This is a genomic window from Phenylobacterium sp. (genome assembly GCF_016793225.1).
Lineage (GTDB): Bacteria > Pseudomonadota > Alphaproteobacteria > Caulobacterales > Caulobacteraceae > Phenylobacterium.
This window is the reverse complement of sequence record NZ_JAEUMN010000113.1, coordinates 1-16932: the sequence shown is the minus strand read 5'-3', so window position 1 is coordinate 16932 and position 16932 is coordinate 1. Positions and strand designations below refer to the sequence as shown.

The window sequence follows — 16932 nt, the reverse complement described above, 5'->3', positions numbered from 1 at the left end:
GCCCGGATCATCATGATCGCGCGCAGGCTGTCCAGCGTGGCGGCGCGGACCTCGTCCACCGAGGCGGTCGGCTTGCGCGCCTCGATGGTCTTGCCGAGCTTGGCCTCGACCGCGGGCCAGAGCCCGTCGATGGCGCTCATCCACTCCGGACGGGCGATGGGAGCGGCGGGCCTGGTCCACGCCGGGGGCTGGGCGGCGCGCTTGACCGCGTCGGTCCCGTCCGAGAGCGAGGCGAAGAACGCCTGCCAGGACGGCTCGACAGAGCCGGGGTCGCTCGCCCACCTTGCGTAGAGGTCCTCCACGAAGGCCGCGTTGCCGCCATAGAGGAATGAGGTCTCGGCCAGAACGTCGTTGATCAGGCCTGCGTCGTCCGCCATCTCGTTCGCCTTTCGGCCCTTCGTTTCCGCGGGCGGGCCCCACGGACTTCGGAGAGAAGGAGCCGAGCGCGGACCGCCCTAGTACCTATGTCGCAGGCCGCCTCAGCGGCCCTTGAGCACCTCGACCAGCGTGGTTCCGAGCGCCGCCGGCGACGGGGAGACGCGGATGCCCGCGGCCTCCATCGCGGCGATCTTGTCCTCGGCTCCGCCCTTGCCGCCCGAGATGATCGCGCCCGCGTGACCCATGCGCCGCCCAGGCGGCGCGGTGCGTCCCGCGATGAAGCCCACCATTGGCTTCTTCTTTGGTGAATTCTTGATGAACTCCGCCGCGTCTTCTTCGGCCGAACCGCCGATCTCGCCGATCATGATGATCGACTCGGTCTCGTCGTCGTCGAGGAACATGGAGAGCACGTCGATGAACTCGGTGCCCTTGACCGGGTCGCCGCCGATGCCGACGGCCGTCGTCTGGCCAAGGCCTGCCTGGGTGGTCTGGAACACGGCCTCGTAGGTAAGCGTGCCCGAGCGAGAGACAACACCCACCGAGCCCTTCTTGAAGATATTGCCCGGCATGATGCCGATTTTGCACGCATCCGGCGTCAGCACGCCGGGGCAGTTGGGCCCGATCAGCCTGGAATTCGAGCCAGCCAGGGCGCGCTTCACGCGGATCATGTCCACCACCGGGATGCCCTCGGTGATGCAGACGATCAGCGGCACCGCGGCGTCGATGGCCTCGAGGATCGAGTCCGCGGCGAAGGCCGGCGGCACGTAGATCACGCTGGCGTCGGCGCCCGTCTGCCGCACGGCGTCCTCGACGGTGTCGAACACGGGCAGGCCGATGTGGGTGGTCCCGCCTTTGCCGGGGGTGACCCCGCCGACCATCTTGGTCCCGTAGGCGATGGCCTGTTCGGAGTGGAACGTCCCCTGGGCGCCGGTGACGCCCTGGCAGATGACGCGGGTTTCTTTGCCGATGAGGATGGACATTCTTACTTACCGCCCCGCACGGCCTTGACGATCTTCTCGGCGCCGTCGGCCAGGTCGTTGGCCGCGATCACGTTCAGCCCGCTCTCGTTGATGATCTTCTTGCCCAGCTCGGCGTTGGTGCCTTCCAGGCGCACCACCAGGGGCACGTTCAGGCCCACCTGCTTCACCGCGCCGATGACGCCGTTGGCCATCACGTCGCAGCGGGCGATGCCGCCGAAGATGTTGACCAGGATCCCCTTCACGTTGGGGTCGGCCATGATGATCTTGAACGCCGCCGTCACCTTGGCCTCGTCGGCGCCGCCGCCCACGTCCAGGAAGTTCGCCGGCTCGGCGCCGTAGAGCTTGATGATGTCCATGGTGGCCATGGCCAGGCCCGCGCCGTTGACCATGCAGCCGATCTCGCCGTCGAGGGCGATGTAGCTGAGGTCGTACTTGTGGGCCTCGATCTCCTTGGCGTCCTCCTCGGTCTCGTCGCGGAGCGCCTGGACGTCCTTGTGGCGGAAGAGGGCGTTGGAATCGAAGCTGACCTTGGCGTCGAGCACCCGCAGCTGGTCGTCGGCGGTGACGATCAGCGGGTTGATTTCCAGCAGGCTCATGTCCTTCTCGACGAAGGCCTTGTAGAGCTGCTCCAGCAGCACCCGGGCCTGCTTGGCCAGGTCGCCCGAGAGCTTCAGCGCCGCCGCGAGCTTCAGGCCGTGATAGCCGCGCACGCCGGTCAGCGGGTCGATGGAGAAGGTGACGATCTTCTCGGGCGTCTCGTGGGCGACGTCCTCGATGTTCATCCCGCCCTCGGTGGAGGCGACCACCGAGATCCGGCTCGTCTCGCGGTCCACCAGGAGCGACAGGTAGAACTCCTTGGCGATCGCGGCGCCTTCCTCGATGTAGAGGCGGTTCACCTGCTTGCCCTTGGGCCCGGTCTGGTGCGTCACCAGCACGCGGCCCAGCATCTCCTGGGCGTTGGCCTTGACGTCGTCGACCGACTTGACGACGCGGACGCCGCCCTTGGCGTCGGCCCCCAGGCCCTCGAAGCGGCCCTTGCCGCGCCCGCCGGCGTGGATCTGGCTCTTCACGACGAAGACGGGTCCGCCCAGCTTGTTGGCCGCCTCGACGGCCTCGTCGACCGTGAAGGCGGGGTACCCGCGCGGGACCGCGACGCCGAACTCCGCGAGGACGGCTTTGGCTTGGTGTTCGTGGATGTTCATGAGGCCTTGGGACGGCTTGTCATTGCTTCGCCGCAACGGCGAGTGAACGGGGCTTATAGGCGCCGGTCCTGGCCCTGACAACCGCGCGGACGGCCGAAAAGCCGCCCGCCGCGCACGAGGCTGACGCGAGGTCAGCCCGCCTGCGCGCGGCGGGCGCAAGGCTCGGGCTTGGGTTACCCGAAGAACATCATCCAGAGCGTGCGCCCCGGAAGGAAGGCGATGAAGACGTTGATGGCGAAGCCGCCGTAGAACAGGCCCATCATGTGCCGGCGGTGGCGGGCCACCACATGCCGCTTCGCCGCGATGACCGCGATCGGCAGGCCCAGCAGCACCCAGGCCGTCAGCAGGTGCAGCAGCGACCAGGTCCCGTTGTTGAGGCTGGTGATGAAGAGCGTCGCCCCGGCGGTGACGCCGACCAGGCTCACCCAGACCCATCCCGCCACCCGGTGGAAGGTCCGCCCCTTGCGCACCGCCATCAGGACCGCGCCCAGGACGAGCGCGGCGAGCGCGGTCAGCAGGTGGATCTTGATCGGCAGCGACAGCCGGTCCCACAGCGCCAGGTCGGGCGCATGCAGCTGCGCCTGGCCCGCCATGCGCAGGATCGCCGGCCCCGCCGGACCCATGGCGGCCCCGACCACCAGGACGGTCGCCGTCATGCTGAGGGCGAACCAGGCGCCGAAGCCCAGCGGCTTGCGGGTCGGCGTTTGCGAAATCGACGACATATTCTATCTCCGGACTTGGCGGGCGGCGCTCTCGTCGCGCCGCCGTCGTTCGGGATTTGCGGCGTTGCGGATCGGGGTGCGAGCGGGGATGCGCAGGCTGACGGAACGGCTTCGCGAACGGACGCCCGGCGCCGTTCACGCATCGCGAGCGGCGGCCCGATGAACCGCCTCCTCGCCCGCTTCACGCCCTACGACCAGCTCCAGGGCTACCTGCGCGGCGCGGCGATCGCGCTGGTCTCGGGCCTCTTCCTCAGTCTCTCGGGGGCGTTCGGCACCGACGATGCGCCGCTCACCCGGCGGCTCGCCTACTGGATGCTCCTGATGGGGCTGGGCTACCTGTGGGGGGCGTTCGTGGCGCGGTTCTTCTTCGGCGGGAAGGCGCGCGAAGGGAACCTGTGGCTCAACGGCCTGATCGCCTCGGTGGTGATAGCGATCCCGTTCACCGCGGTGGTCTGGCTCACCTCGCGGGCGCTGTTCGACAGCACCACCCCGCTCGCCGCCCTGCCGATCCTGTTCGGCTCGGTCTGGATGGTCTCGGTGGCCATCACCTTCATCAACCTCCTCGTCGAGCGGCCGCGCGTCACCCACGCGACGCCCGCGCCGCCGAAGTTCCTCGACCGGCTGCCGCTCAAGCTGCGCGGCGCGGAGGTCTGGGCGGTGGAGGCCGAGGACCACTACCTGCGCCTGCACACCTCCAAGGGCCAGGACCTCATCCTCATGCGCCTGGCCGATGCGGTCACCGAGCTCGAGGGCATCGAGGGCGCCCAGGTCCACCGCAGCTGGTGGGTGGCCAGGAACGCCATCGCCGACGCCCGCCGCAGCGACGGCCGCGCCACCCTGACGCTCAGGGACGGCTCCGAGGTCCCCGTCAGCCGCACCTACGCCGGCCCCCTGCGCGAACGCGGCTGGATCTAGGGGCGGCTGCTCTGGCCGCGCGGCCCACATCGCCTGGCTCTGGCCGCCCGCATCCTCAATGAGACCTTGTGTCCCGAGGGTCGGGACTTGGCAGAGGCCAGGTTTGGCCTCAATCTGCGGTTGGGAGAGAGTTCGGGGTGGGGCAAGGCGTTACGCGCGATCCGCGCGCTGCCGTTCCATCCTGCGCGTCGAGGGACCCGGGAGTAAGGGGGTCGCCATGACGCAGGAGCATCCATCCATCCAGGCCGCGGGCTCGCCGGCTGCGCCGCGTCGGCGCTCGGGTCCGGGCGCTCTCGTGGTCGCGGGCGCCGTGGGCGCCTGCGTCCTGGGCGTCGGGCTGGGCCTGTGGGCGCGCCCGACCGATCCCATGGGCGAGGCCGTCGGACGGCCGGCGCCCGCCGCGCCGCCGCGACCGGCCGCCCTGCAGATCGTGGTCGCCGACGCGCCGGCCCCGATCGGCCCGCCGCTCGAGGTGCTTCCCGGCGACTTCGCCGAGGCCGCGCCGGCCCCGGCGGCGCCCGTGCTGGCGCCCCACCGCTCGGCCTCGGGGCTGGTGAAGGTCGACGCGCCCATCGCCGCCGCGCCGCTGGTGGTCACCGCGCTGAAGCCTCCCGCCGAGCCTGCGGCCGCGCCACGGCTGATCCGCCCGCCCGCGCCGTCCGAAACCGACGTCGACCTGGCCCGGGAACGTCTCGTCAAGGCCCGCGCCGAGAAGGCCCGCCTCGTGAAGGCCAAGGCCGAGGCGGCGAAGGCCGCCGAGACGAAGCGCGCCGAAGCCCAGGCGGCGGAGCGCGCCAGGGCGCGCAAGGCCGCCCAGCTCGCCGACGCCAAGGCCGGGAAAGCCGAGAAGGCCCGGGCCGCCCGCGCCGCGAAGGCGAAGGCCGCCGAAGCCCGGCTGGCCGCTGCGAAGTCCGCGGAGCGGAAGCAGGCCCGCGCGGAGGCCGCGACCCGCAAGGCGGCGGCGGAACGGCGGCTCGCCGCGGCCGCCAAGGCTGCGAAGGCGGCGCCGGCGAAGGTGAAGGCCGATGTCCGTTCGGCGAGCCGCAAGGCTTCCGTCAAGCTGGCCTCCGTCCGATCCGACGCCAAGGCCAGGTCAGTGACGGCGAAGCCGGCCAAGGCGAAGGTCAAGGCGCCGGCGCGTGTCGAGACCGCCGCCCGCGCCGCGCCGCCGAAGCGGCGGGTCGTGGTCCCGCGCGGCGAGGGTCCCTTGCGGGTGGCCCGGGCCGACCCCTGCGCGGACGCCGGCCGCTGCGGCGACGCGCGGCTCACCGCGCGCGAGCGGCAGTTGCAGCAGGCGTACCGCAACGCCGAGGCCGCCGGCGTTCCCGCTTCGGCCCTCCGCCGCCAGCAGGCCCGCTGGCAGCAGGCCCGCGCCGCGGCCAGCCGGGACGCGCCCTGGGCGGTCGAGGACGTCTATGTCGCGCGCATCTCGGAACTGAACGACCTGACCCGCGACGCGCGCGAGAACTGACCTGCGCCGTTGCAACCGGTGACGGAGGGGGGGAGTTCAGGCGGCGAGGGGCGCGGTTGCAGGATGTCTTGCATGCGCGAGGACGACGACCACGAGGCTTGGTTCGCTGCCGATCCCGGCGATCGGATGGCCCCTCATGGGCGGGTGCGCCAGGTGGCCTATGTGGGTCGCCCGCCCCCTCCTGAGCCGCCGCCCGCCCCGCCTGTCCACCGGCGCATGCCGCGCGGCGTGGTGATCGGGGGCGTGGCGGTCGCCCTGGCCGGCGGCCTGGCGTTCGGACTGCTGTCGCGGCCGGAACTCGATCTGGCCGAGGAGCGACCCATGGCGCCGGTCGCCGCGTCGCCCAGCCGGGCCACCATGCCGGTCGAGGTCGTCCCGCCGGCCCCGGTCCGACCGCCGCCCGCGGCCACGAAGCTCGAGGTCCTGCCGCCCGCGCTCGCCGATCGGGAGGCGCGACCGGCCCAGCGACCGGCGCGTCCCGCCGCCGCCCCGCCGCCCATCGTCGCCGAGGCCCCTGAAGCCCCGCGGCCCGCCCCTGTCGTCGCGCCCGTGGAGCAACCCGTCGCCGCGGCGCGGCCCGCGCCGGAGCCGTTCGCCGCGCCGCGGCCCAGCTTCGACTGCAGGTTCGCCCGTTCCCCGGCCGAACGCATGGTCTGTGGAGACTCCAACCTCGCCGCCCTCGACCGCAGCCTCGACCGGGCGTTCCGGCGCGCCGTGGACAGCGGCGTTCCCTACCGCGAGCTGCGGGGCGAGCAGGACGATTGGCTGGACATCCGCGAGTACGCCGCGCGGCGCTCGCCGCAGGCGGTCGAGAGCATCTACCGGCAGCGCATCGCAGAGCTGAACGAGATGGCCAGGTAGCCGGCCGCAGGCGCTGAACGCCGCCCTCCCGGCGGACGCCGGGAGGCGGCGCGCAGCGAAGGCCTAGGCCAGCATGTCCTTGACGGTGTCGCGCTCGCCGAGCAGTTCGTCGTTGGTGATCTTGATCTTCGACTTGGCGAAGTCGTCCATCTCGTACGAGGTGATGACCTCGAACGAACCGGGGCTCGTGGTCCTCACCGGCATGCCGGCCCAGACGTTCGGGTCGAAGCCGTAGCGGCCTTCCGACTTCACGGCCACCGAGTGGATCGCGCCGGGCGTGACGAGGTCGCGCACGTGGTCGATGAGCGCGCCCGCGGCCGAGGCCGCCGAGCTCGCGCCGCGCGCGTCGATGATGGCCGCGCCGCGCTTGCCCACCGCCGGCAGGTACTCGTTGTCGAGCCAGGCCCGGTCGGTGATCACGTCGGTGACCGCCTTGCCGCCGATCTTGGCGTGGGTGAAGTCGGCGAACATCGTCGGGCTGTGGTTGCCGTAGATGAAGAGGTCGGCGACGTCGGTGACCGGCACGCCGGCCTTCTTGGCCAGCTGGTTGCGGCCGCGGTTCTCGTCCAGGCGCACCATGGCGGTGAAGCGGTCGGCCGGCAGGCGCTTGGCCTGGCTGGCGGCGATCATGCAGTTGGTGTTGCAGGGATTGCCCACCACGGCGATCCGCGCGTCATCGGCGGCCACCTTGTCGATGGACTGGCCCTGGGCGATGAAGATCTTGCCGTTGTCCTTCAGGAGGTCGGCGCGCTCCATGCCCGGGCCGCGGGGCTTGGAGCCCACCAGCAGGCACCAGTTGGCGTCCTTGAAGGCCACGTCCGGTTCGCCGGTCAGCACCATGTCCTGGAGCAGCGGGAAGGCGCAGTCCTCCAGCTCCATCGCGACGCCCTTCAGCGCCTTCTGCGGGCCTTCGACGGGGATCTCGAGCAGCTGCAGGATGACGGGCTGGTCGGGGCCCAGCATGGCGCCGGAGGCGATCCGGAACAGCAGGGCGTAACCGATGTTGCCGGCCGCGCCGGTAACCGCCACGCGAATGGGCTGCTTCGCCATCTGCTGCTCTCCTCAGGTGATGTGCGGCCGCTCGTTAGCCCGTTGACCGCGCCGCTGCAATGGCGCACGCGCCGGGGACGATGTTCGAGCTGCACCCGGCCTTTCCGGCGACCTCCGAGGCGGTGGGCGACCTGCCGCTCTGCCACGCCCGCCTGCAGGCCGACGCCCGCTTCGCCTGGCTGGTTCTGATCCCGCGCGTCCCCGGCGTGCGGGAACTCGACGACCTCCCCGTCCGCGACCGCGCCGCCCTGGTGGAGGAGGTGGTGCGCGCGGGCGCCGCCGTCCGCGCCGTCGGCGAGGCTCTAGGCCGGCCCATCGAGAAGCTGAACATCGGGGCGCTGGGCAACGTGACGCCGCAGCTGCACGTCCACATCGTCGGCCGGCGCGCCGACGACCCCGCCTGGCCGGGCCCTGTCTGGGGCTTCGGAACGCCGCAGGCCTACCGTCTGGATGCGCAGGACACCGCCCTGGCCGCGGCCCGCACGTCGCTGGGCCTCTGACTAAGGCGTGCGGCGCGCAAGGGTCGCCGGCTCGGTGCGGCCGCGTTCGGTGAGCTCGCCGCTGTAGCGGTCGCCCTGCGGGCGCAGCGTCGCGACGGTCCCGCCCGGCAGCCGCAGGATCACGTCCTCACCCGCCCGTTCGACAGCCTCGATGTAGCCCGAGCCGTCCAGCGCGCCGGGCCGGCGCAGGTCGCGCCATGCGCCTTCCACCGATCCGTTCCGGTCGACCAGCTGCACGGCGTAGGCCTCGCGGCCGCCCGCGGACAGCGTCCAGGCGCCTTCCAGCCGCCCCTGGAACCCCTGGGCCGAGGCCGCAGAGGACTTGAGCCGGCTGTCGTAGGCGACGTCCGCCGGCGAGGGCGGCGCGTCGGGGCTGCGGCCGGTCTCGTGAAGCATCACCGGCCGCGTGAGCCTGGGCGCCGGCGCCCTGGGCTCTTCAGGCTCGATGGCGCGCTGGCCGAGGATCTCCCCGATCGGATCGGCGGCGGACGACGGCTGCGCGGCCGCGGGCGCCCACAGCCCGCCCATCGCGAGCGCAAGGATCGACGCGCGAAGCGTCATGCGGTCTCGCGCGCGGCGATCGCCTCGGCCACGCCGATCAGCCGCTGCGCCTCGGCGAAATGCAGCCGCTCCACCATCCGCCCCTCGACCTTCAGAACGCCCTTGCCTGCAGCTTCGGGGTTTTCGAACGCCTTGACCACAGTTCTCGCCCAGTCGACCGCGGCGGGGTCCGGCGTAAAGGCTGCATTGGCGGCCTCCACCTGGCTCGGATGGATCAGGGTCTTGCCGTCGAAGCCCAGGTCGGCGGCCTGCGCGCACTGAAGCGCCAGGCCCTCGGCGTCGGCGATCTCGTTGAACACGCCGTCAAGGATCGCCAGGCCGTGGGCGCGGGCGGACATGACGCTGAGGCTCAGGGCGGCCATCAGCGGCTCGCGGCCGACCGTCAGGCGGCAGCGCATCTCCTTGGCGAGGTCGTTCGTGCCCATCACCCAGGCCGTCACGCCCTCGTTGACCGATTCCGCCCCCAGCGCCTCCAGCCGGAAGACCGCCGCACAGGTCTCGATCATCGCCCAGATCGGCGCGCCTTCAGGGAGGCGGGTGCGAACGGCCGCCAGATCCTCGGGCGCCGAGATCTTGGGGACCAGGATGGCGTGCGGGTGGGCGGCGCCCGCCGCCGCCAGGTCGTCCGCCCCCCACGGGGTGTCGAGGCCGTTCGCGCGGATCACCACCTCGCGGTCGCCGAAACCGCCGGCGGCGACGGCCGCGGCCGCGGCCGCCCGAGCCTCGGCCTTGGCCTCGGGCGCCACCGCGTCCTCGAGGTCGAGGATCACCACGTCGCAGGGCAGGGCGCGCGCCTTCTCGAGCGCCCGCGGATTGGACGCCGGCAGGTAGAGGGCGCTTCGGCGCGGCCTGGAGGGGGGCTGGGTCACGGACAATCGTCTCCTTCGCGCGTTGGCGCGCGGCGTTTCTTAGCGTTTAGGATGCGCGCATGGCCACACGCCCGATCCGCTACGACGCCGGCGCCCGTAACGTCCTGGGCCAGGAGCTGGCGCCCTGCTCCCTCGACCCGGTGACGGGCTTCTTCCGCAACGGCTGCTGCGAGACCGGCCCGCACGACACCGGCATGCACACGGTCTGCGCCGTCATGACGGCCGATTTCCTGGCGTTCTCCAAGAGCGTCGGCAACGACCTCTCCACGCCGCGGCCCGATCTCGGCTTCCCGGGCCTGAAGCCGGGGGACCGCTGGTGCCTGTGCGCGCCGCGCTGGAAGGAGGCCCTCGACGCCGGCGCCGCGCCCCAGGTGGTCCTGGAGAGCACCCACGAGGAAACCCTCGCCATCGTTCCCCTGGGGGTGCTCAAGGACTACGCGTCCAGCGCCTAGCGGCTTCAACGCCCAGGCGGCCAAGGGCGCCACGTCAGTCCGCCTTGCCGGCGCTTGCCCTTCCCACCGCTCGCTCTTCGGCGAGCGGTCCCCCCTTCCCGCGCGCGGGAAGGGAAGGTCAGAGGGGGTATTCGGCCTCCAGCCGGTAGTACGAGCCGTCGCGGCTCTGGTGGCTGGAGTAGAGGCCGAAGCGGTCCACGAGGATCGGCGGGCTCTTCAGCAGGTTGTTCGCCTGGATCCAGGCCGCCACCTCGCCGGGATCCGGCCGGCGCAGGTAGGCCAGGGTCACGTGTGGACGGTAGCTGCGCTTCTCGGGCTTGAGGCCGGCCCGCCGCGCCGCCGTCTCGCACGCTTCCGCCAGTCGTCGCAGCTCGGCGTTCTCCGCCACGCCGGCCCAGACGGCGTGGATGTCGTCGCCGTCGTCGAAAGCGCCCGCGCCCGCCAGCTCGATCTCGAACGGACGGCCGCCGATCCCGACCAGTTCGGCGTCCAGGTCGCGGGCCACGTCCTGTCGAAGCTCGCCGAAGAACCGCAGCGTCACGTGCAGCGCCTCCAGCGGCCGCCAACGGGCGCCCTCGATCCCGGCCTGCCGGAGCTGCAGGGTCCGACCGAACTCGACGGGGACGGAGAGCGCGGCGAACAGGCGGATCATCGGAACCTTCGGGAGGGGGCCTTGCTTACGACCGTATGCGAAACGATATTTCGATCGCGTCCGATTTGCGACGCGCAACCGTAAGGGCCTTGCTCTCATGAGCGACTTCAACCGCGGCTACGCGCGCTCGATCCCGGCGGATCGCGCCGACATGTCGGTGGACGCGGGCCTCCGCAGCTTCATGCTCGGCGTCTACAACAAGGTGGCGCTGGGCCTGGTCGTCTCGGCCGCGCTCGCCTACCTCACCGGCCAGTTCGCGCCCGTTCGCGACCTCATGTACACGGTCACGCCCGACGGCCGCCTGGCCGGCATGACCGTGCTCGGCATGATCGTGGCCTTCGCGCCGCTGGGCGTGATGCTGTTCGGCATGTTCGCGCTTCGCAACGCCTCCCCGAAGAGCTCGGGCATCTTCTACTGGACGATCGTCGCCCTGATCGGGGCGGGTCTCGGGGTGCTGACCCTCGTCTACACCGGGGCCTCGATCGCCTCGACCTTCCTCATCACGGCCACGGCGTTCGGCGGCCTCAGCCTGTTCGGCTACACCACCAAGAAGGACCTGACCGGCTTCGGCAGCTTCCTGCTGGTGGGCCTGATCGGCCTCGTCATCGCCTCGGTGGTGAACATCTTCCTGCAGAACTCGATGATGAACTTCATCATCAGCGTCCTGGGCGTGCTCATCTTCGCCGGCCTCATCGCCTACGACACCCAGCGCCTGAAGATGCAGTACTACGAACTGGGCGGCGACCAGGCGGCCATGGGCGTGGCCACCAACTACGGCGCGCTCAGCCTCTACATCAACTTCATCAACCTGTTCCAATTCCTGCTCTCGATCTTCGGCGACCGCCGCTGATCCCCGCCGCAGGCGCGGACCACGAGACCCCGGCGGCCCTCCGCCGGGGTTTTTCGTTGCGCCGGCCGCCTAGGCTCGCATCGCCCGTTCAATCCGCCGGGAACTCGCTCTAGCGTGGCCGCGATGTTCGAAGGCTGCCTCGCCTACCACGCCAGGATGCGTCCCCGCGCGCCGGCCTTGATCCTGCCGACGCGACGGGTGGGCTATGCCGAGCTGGACGCCGATGTGAACCGCTACGCGAGCGGCCTGCGGGAGTTGGGCCTGGGCGCAGCGAGCGGGATCGTCGCCTCAGAGACGTCCAGCCGTTACCGCCACTATGTGATGGCGCTGGCGCTGGAGCGCCTGGCCGTGGCGGCGACCCCGTGGGCCGACCGCCGCGCAGACCTGCGCCTCAGTCCCCGGCCGAGGGCCGGCGCCGCGCGGCGCATCGTGCTCGACGCGGCCTGGACGGCCGCCGTCGAGGCCGGTTCCGGCGACCCCGTCGCGCCCGCCGCCCGCGACCCCGACGCCATAGGGCGCGTCCAGCTGACCTCGGGCAGCACGGGGCGTCCTCGTCGCGTCGGCCGAAGCTGGCGGACCCTTGCACACCGGGCGGCCGAGGCCATCGCCCTCTTCGGCCACAGTCGGCCGGGCCCCTGGGTCATCCGCACCGGCCTGGAGAGCGGCCTGGGCCAGGCGCTGTCGGCCGGGGCGTGGGCGACCGGCGCCCCCGTCGCGGCGGACCTGCGGGCGCGCGACCTCGTCCGGCTGTTCGAGACCGAGGCGGACGGTCTGGTCGGGCTCACGCCGCTGCAGCTTCGCGAACTGCTTGTGGCGCTGCCGGCGGACCATCCCGGCGCGCCCACCTGGCGCTTCCTCGTCACCGGCGGCGCTCTCGCCCCGGCCACCGCCCGGCAGGCGCGCCTGCGGCTGTCGCCCGACGTTCACATCGTCTACGGCGCCTCGGAGACGGGGCGCGTGGCGGTCGGTCCCGCCAGTCGCCTCGAAACGGAGCCGGGCTGGGTCGGGTGGCCCGCCCCTGGCGTGACCGTGGAGGTCGTGGGGCCGGACGGCGCCCCGCTGCCCGTCGGCGAGGTCGGCGAGGTCCGCGTCGCGGGGCCCGCCAGCGCGAACCGCTACCTCGATGAGGGGGACCCGAGCGCCGCCAGCTTCCGGGACGGCTTCGTCTATCCGGGCGACCTCGGCCGCTTCCTGCCGGACGGGGGGCTTGTGCTGGAGGGTCGCGCGGACGACCGGATCAACATCGACGGCGTCAAGCTGTGGCCCGGACCGATCGAGGCGGCCGCGCTGGAGCACCCCGCCGTGCGCGACGCCGCCTGTTTCGCCGTCCCGGCCGAGGGGGGCCCCGACGAGGTCTGGCTGGCGCTCGTGGCCGACGCCGAGGTCGGCCGCGAGGCGATGGGCGCCTTTCTCCGGGGCAAGGGCGTGCGGCTGCCTGTCCTGCGCTTCGCCTGGACCGAGAGCTTGCCCCGCGGCGAGATGGGGAAGGTCGATCGCGCCGCCCTGCGCACCCAGACGCTGGCGGCCCTCAGGCGGGACCCGTAGCCCCTGTCGATCGGCGGATGCCGGACCTAGTCCACGACCGTGAAGCGGCCCTTGTCGAAGAACCGCAGCACCTGCTCCAGCTCGTGGCCGCGCCGCAGGATGTGTCCGCCATGGCCGACGATCGCCCAGGCGCCCTGGCGGCGGCTGAGGGCGGGCCGCTTCTCGATGCGATAGAGCGGCGCCTCGGAGCTGCGGCGGAAGACCGAAAACACCGCGCAGTCGTGGAGGGCGTCCATGCCGTAGTCGCGCCACTCGCCGGCGGCCACCATGCGTCCGTAGAGGCGGAGGAGGCGCTCCAGCTCGCGCCGTTCGAAGAAGACGCCGGCCCCGCGCGGGGCCGACTGGCTCGGATCGAGAGACATCACGCGGAAGCCTGCATGAAGTTGTTGTGTCGGACCACCAAAAATCGTGGGCGCGCGCCCGGTTCGCAGGCCGCGAAATGACCTTATTTCCGTCCCGGACCAGCCCGATGCGGCGCCGATATTGCGAGGGTCGGTTGGCCCTGAAAGACGGTCGATCCCGGATCCTGAACAGCCCCCCCAGCCCCTCTGGGTCGGCCGTGCGGCCAACCGACACCTCCCCCACCCAGACATCTCAGCGCCTCGCCCTAGCCGGCGAAGCCCGCCGCGCTCAGTCGGCGTCGCGTTCCGGGGTGCGCTCGGCGACGCCCAGCACGCGGCCGCCGCGCGGCTGCTGCACGACCACGACGGTCCGCAGCCCCTCCTCTGCGGCGGGCGGCATGCGATAGGCGGTCGGCCGTCCTCGCCAGGGGCCCAGGCGGTGGATCTGGCGCACCACGTTCTTCTGGACGACCGTCTCGCCGCGGTTGTCGCCGGCGCGCACCTGGACCTCGACCTCGTCGGGCTCGTAGCGGATCAGCCAGACCTCGGCCCCTCCGCGTCCCGGCCGTCCCGAACCCACGTCCACCCGGCGCGAACTCACGAACCGGATGTCGGGCGGGTTGCGGGGGGCCGCGGCGGCGGCGCGCACCAGGCGTTCGACCTCGGCGGACTTCAGGCCCTGGGCCTGCTCCCGACCGTCGACGACCACCTGCGGGGTGTAGGGCTCGCGCAGCTTCAGGCGCGCCACATAGGCCTTCTGCCGCTCGGAGAACTCCGGCTTGGCGAAGGTGTCGGTCCAGCCGAGATAGTCCCAGTAGTCGACGGAGAAGGTCAGAGCGAGCACGCCGTCGCGTTCGGCGAGCTTGGCGAAATAGGCGTTGGCGTCGTCGCACGAGCCGCAGCCCTGGGCCGTGAACAGTTCCACGAGCACCGGGGGCTTCGCCGCCGCGGCGCCGAGCGGCCACGCAAGCAGGAACAGGCTGAGGAGCGCGGCCATCCGCATCGCCCCGACTTACGGAAGGTTCCGGGGGCTGGCAATCTCAAGAAGGCGTGAGCGGGGGGCGCGCCCGTGCGGCGCGCCCCCCGAATCCCGCGAGCCGATCGGGCTCAGAGGCTGCGCTTCACTTCCTCGAGGTTGAAGCACTCGATGGTGTCGCCCGCCTTGATGTCCTGGAAGCCCTCGAAGGCCATCCCGCACTCCTGGCCGGCCGGGACCTCGTTGACCTCGTCCTTGAAGCGCTTGAGCGTCTTGAGGACGCCGAGCTCGAGGATGACCACGCCGTCGCGAACGATACGAACGCGGGCGCCCTTGCGGACGACGCCTTCGGTGACGCGGCAGCCGGCGACGCGGCCCACCTTCGTGATGTCGAAGGCCTGCAGGACATCGGCGTTGCCCAGGAAGGTTTCCCGCTGGATCGGCGCCAGCAGGCCCGAAAGCACGCCTTTGATGTCGTCGAGGAGGTCGTAGATGATCGCGTAGTAGCGGATTTCCACGCCCTCGCGCTCGGCCAGGGCCTGCGCCTGCTTCGAAGCACGGACGTTGAAGCCCAGGATCGACGCCCCGGCGCCCTTGGCGAGCATCACGTCGCTCTCGCTGATCGCGCCGGCGCCCGACAGGATGATCCGCGCGCGGACCTCGTCGGTGCCCATCTTGTCCAGCGAGCCCAGGATGGCCTCGGTCGAGCCCTGGACGTCGGCCTTGATGAGCAGCGGCAGCTCGGAGACCTTCTTGTCCGTGATCTTGGCCATCATCTCGGCCAGGGACGCGCCCTGGACCGGGGCGCCGGCCTTCTCGCGCTTCAGGCGGATGCGGTACTCGACGAGTTCGCGGGCGCGGGCGTCGTTCTCCACGACGGCGAACGGCTCGCCCGGATCGGGCGTGCCGTCGAGGCCGAGAATCTCGACGGGCACCGACGGCCCCGCCTCGTCCAGCTGCTCGCCCCGCTCGTTGAGGAGCGCGCGGACGCGGCCGAAGTTGGAGCCCGCCACGACGATGTCGCCGCGCTTCAGGGTGCCGCGCTTGACCAGGACCGTGGACACCGCGCCCCGGCCCTTGTCCAGCTTGGCCTCGATGACCAGGCCGTCCGCGGTACGGTCCGGATTGGCCTTGAGGTCGAGGACTTCGGCCTGCAGCAGGATGTTCTCGATCAGGTCGTCCAGGCCCAGCTTCTGGGTGGCCGAGACCTCGACCGCCTGCGTTTCGCCGCCGAGGCTCTCGACGACGATCTCGTGCTGGAGCAGCTCGTTGATCACGCGGTTCGGGTCGGCGTCGGGTTTGTCGATCTTGTTGATCGCCACGATGATCGGGGCGCCGGCCGCCTTGGCGTGCTGGATGGCCTCGATCGTCTGCGGCATGACGCCGTCGTCGGCGGCCACCACCAGCACCACGATGTCGGTGACGTTGGCGCCGCGCATCCGCATGGCGGAGAAGGCGGCGTGGCCGGGCGTGTCGAGGAAGGTGACCTTCTGGCCGTTCTCGAGCCGGACCTGGTAGGCGCCGATGTGCTGGGTGATGCCGCCGTGCTCGCCCGACACGACGTCGGTGGAGCGCAGGGCGTCGAGCAGCGACGTCTTGCCGTGGTCGACGTGGCCCATGACGGTGACCACCGGGGGCCGCGGCTCCAGGTGATCGTCCACGTCCTCGGCGCCGATGAAGCCCTCTTCGACGTCGGCCTCGGACACGCGCTTCACGGTGTGGCCGAACTCGGTGGCCACCAGTTCGGCGGTGTCGTTGTCGATGACGTCGTTGATCTTCAGCATCACGCCCTGACGCATCAGGAACTTGATGATCTCGACGCCACGCGTGGCCATGCGGTTGGCCAGTTCGCCCACCGTGATCACGTCGGGAATGACGACCTCGCGGGCCACGCGGGCCTGCTCGACCGCACCGCCCTTGCGCTTCTCGCGCTCACGCTCGCGGGCGCGGCGCACCGACGCCAGCGAACGCATCCGCTCGGCGCCCTCGGCGTCCCCGGCCACGGCCTGGATGGTGAGGCGGCCTTCGCGGCGGTTCGGCGCGCCCTTGGCGCGGCTGATGGCGCCCTTGCCGGGCTCGTTGCTGCGGCGGCGGTCGTCCTCGTCGCGGCGGTCCATGACCGAACCGCCGGGCCGCGGGGCCTGGCGGGCGGCGCGCTGCACCTCGGGCGTGGCCGGCGGGGCGTTGGGTCCGACGCGCGGGCCGCCGGGCCCGCGGGGGCCGCCGGGACCACGGGCGCCGTCGCGGGGCGGCGCGGGGCGCGGGGCGAGCGCCGAGTAGCGGACGGTGCCGCCTTCGGGACGCGGGCCGCCGCCGCCCTGCGGACGGTCGCCGTCGCGCCGCGGCGGGCCGCGGTCGTCGCGCGGCGGACGCGGGCCGCGGTCGCCATCGGCGCGGGGCGCGCGCTGGTTGAAGTTGGCGTTCTCGAAGCGGCCCGCAGGCCGCTCGGGACGGTAGGTGGTGGTGGTGGGCCGGTCGTCGCGGCGGTCGTGCGACGGCTGGTAGGTGCGCGTCTGGCCCGGCGCCGTCGGCGCGGAGGGCGGCGCGGCCGGGCGCGGCGGCGCGGCCGCGGCGGGCGGTGGCGGCGGGGCGGCCGGCTGTGCGGCC

At 72.1% G+C, this 16932-nt stretch carries 17 protein-coding genes and 1 pseudogene; 7 read left to right on the top strand and 11 right to left on the bottom strand.

Annotated features, from left to right (window positions below; genetic code table 11):
- From sucA to JNK30_RS13770, 4 genes and pseudogenes are all read right to left on the bottom strand, one after another.
- Nucleotides 1–377, bottom strand: a pseudogene (gene sucA, locus JNK30_RS13785) (2-oxoglutarate dehydrogenase E1 component); the annotation flags it as partial.
- A 102-nt stretch (nt 378–479) separates the two neighbouring features.
- Complete coding sequence (gene sucD, locus JNK30_RS13780) at nt 480–1358, bottom strand: succinate--CoA ligase subunit alpha (protein WP_293482980.1); 879 nt, start codon at nt 1356–1358, stop codon at nt 480–482.
- A gap of 2 nt (nt 1359–1360) precedes the next feature.
- Nucleotides 1361–2560: an ADP-forming succinate--CoA ligase subunit beta gene (gene sucC, locus JNK30_RS13775; protein ID WP_293482979.1), complete on the bottom strand. Its 1200-nt coding sequence runs from the start codon at nt 2558–2560 to the stop codon at nt 1361–1363.
- Between the two features lie 173 nt (nt 2561–2733).
- Nucleotides 2734–3282: a hypothetical protein gene (locus JNK30_RS13770; protein ID WP_293482978.1), complete on the bottom strand. Its 549-nt coding sequence runs from the start codon at nt 3280–3282 to the stop codon at nt 2734–2736.
- 159 nt (nt 3283–3441) lie between these two features.
- Here JNK30_RS13770 and JNK30_RS13765 point away from each other — a divergent pair, with 159 nt between their 5' ends.
- From JNK30_RS13765 to JNK30_RS13755, 3 genes are all read left to right on the top strand, one after another.
- Nucleotides 3442–4197, top strand: coding sequence for a LytTR family DNA-binding domain-containing protein (locus JNK30_RS13765; RefSeq protein ID WP_293482976.1), 756 nt, complete (start codon nt 3442–3444; stop codon nt 4195–4197).
- 217 nt (nt 4198–4414) lie between these two features.
- Nucleotides 4415–5668, top strand: coding sequence for a hypothetical protein (locus JNK30_RS13760; protein ID WP_293482974.1), 1254 nt, complete (start codon nt 4415–4417; stop codon nt 5666–5668).
- A gap of 72 nt (nt 5669–5740) precedes the next feature.
- On the top strand, nt 5741–6529 hold the full coding sequence (locus JNK30_RS13755) for a hypothetical protein (RefSeq protein ID WP_293482972.1): 789 nt from the start codon (nt 5741–5743) through the stop codon (nt 6527–6529).
- Between the two features lie 63 nt (nt 6530–6592).
- Here the strand turns inward: JNK30_RS13755 and JNK30_RS13750 are convergent, their stop codons facing one another.
- Nucleotides 6593–7579, bottom strand: a complete 987-nt coding sequence (locus JNK30_RS13750) for a malate dehydrogenase (RefSeq protein ID WP_293482970.1) — start codon at nt 7577–7579, stop codon at nt 6593–6595.
- 59 nt (nt 7580–7638) lie between these two features.
- Here JNK30_RS13750 and JNK30_RS13745 point away from each other — a divergent pair, with 59 nt between their 5' ends.
- Nucleotides 7639–8079 carry an HIT domain-containing protein gene (locus JNK30_RS13745; protein ID WP_293482969.1) on the top strand — a complete coding sequence of 147 codons (441 nt, stop codon included), beginning with the start codon at nt 7639–7641 and terminating at the stop codon, nt 8077–8079.
- Here JNK30_RS13745 and JNK30_RS13740 read toward each other — a convergent pair whose 3' ends face one another.
- Together JNK30_RS13740 and JNK30_RS13735 are read right to left on the bottom strand one after the other, a co-directional pair.
- Nucleotides 8080–8640: a hypothetical protein gene (locus JNK30_RS13740; protein ID WP_293482968.1), complete on the bottom strand. Its 561-nt coding sequence runs from the start codon at nt 8638–8640 to the stop codon at nt 8080–8082.
- A complete protein-coding gene (locus JNK30_RS13735) occupies nt 8637–9509 on the bottom strand; it encodes a CoA ester lyase (protein WP_293482967.1) in 873 nt (290 codons plus the stop codon). Before JNK30_RS13735 ends, JNK30_RS13740 begins: the two co-directional genes overlap by 4 nt.
- Nucleotides 9510–9568: 59 nt before the next feature.
- Between JNK30_RS13735 and JNK30_RS13730 the strand changes: the two genes are divergently transcribed.
- Nucleotides 9569–9961, top strand: a complete 393-nt coding sequence (locus JNK30_RS13730) for a DUF2237 domain-containing protein (protein WP_293482966.1) — start codon at nt 9569–9571, stop codon at nt 9959–9961.
- Between the two features lie 118 nt (nt 9962–10079).
- Here the strand turns inward: JNK30_RS13730 and thpR are convergent, their stop codons facing one another.
- A complete protein-coding gene (gene thpR, locus JNK30_RS13725) occupies nt 10080–10613 on the bottom strand; it encodes an RNA 2',3'-cyclic phosphodiesterase (protein WP_293482965.1) in 534 nt (177 codons plus the stop codon).
- A gap of 97 nt (nt 10614–10710) precedes the next feature.
- Between thpR and JNK30_RS13720 the strand changes: the two genes are divergently transcribed.
- Nucleotides 10711–11463, top strand: coding sequence for a Bax inhibitor-1/YccA family protein (locus JNK30_RS13720; protein WP_293482964.1), 753 nt, complete (start codon nt 10711–10713; stop codon nt 11461–11463).
- A gap of 123 nt (nt 11464–11586) precedes the next feature.
- A complete protein-coding gene (locus JNK30_RS13715) occupies nt 11587–13008 on the top strand; it encodes a class I adenylate-forming enzyme family protein (protein WP_293482962.1) in 1422 nt (473 codons plus the stop codon).
- Between the two features lie 26 nt (nt 13009–13034).
- Here JNK30_RS13715 and JNK30_RS13710 read toward each other — a convergent pair whose 3' ends face one another.
- From JNK30_RS13710 to infB, 3 genes are all read right to left on the bottom strand, one after another.
- Entirely contained in the window at nt 13035–13370 is a 336-nt protein-coding gene (locus JNK30_RS13710; protein ID WP_293482960.1) for a DUF2794 domain-containing protein, read from the bottom strand.
- Nucleotides 13371–13638: 268 nt separating this feature from the next.
- Nucleotides 13639–14346, bottom strand: a complete 708-nt coding sequence (locus JNK30_RS13705; protein WP_293482958.1) for a thioredoxin family protein — start codon at nt 14344–14346, stop codon at nt 13639–13641.
- Nucleotides 14347–14456: 110 nt separating this feature from the next.
- The coding region (gene infB / locus JNK30_RS13700; protein WP_293482957.1) for a translation initiation factor IF-2 at nt 14457–16932 on the bottom strand (2476 nt) is incomplete at its 5' end.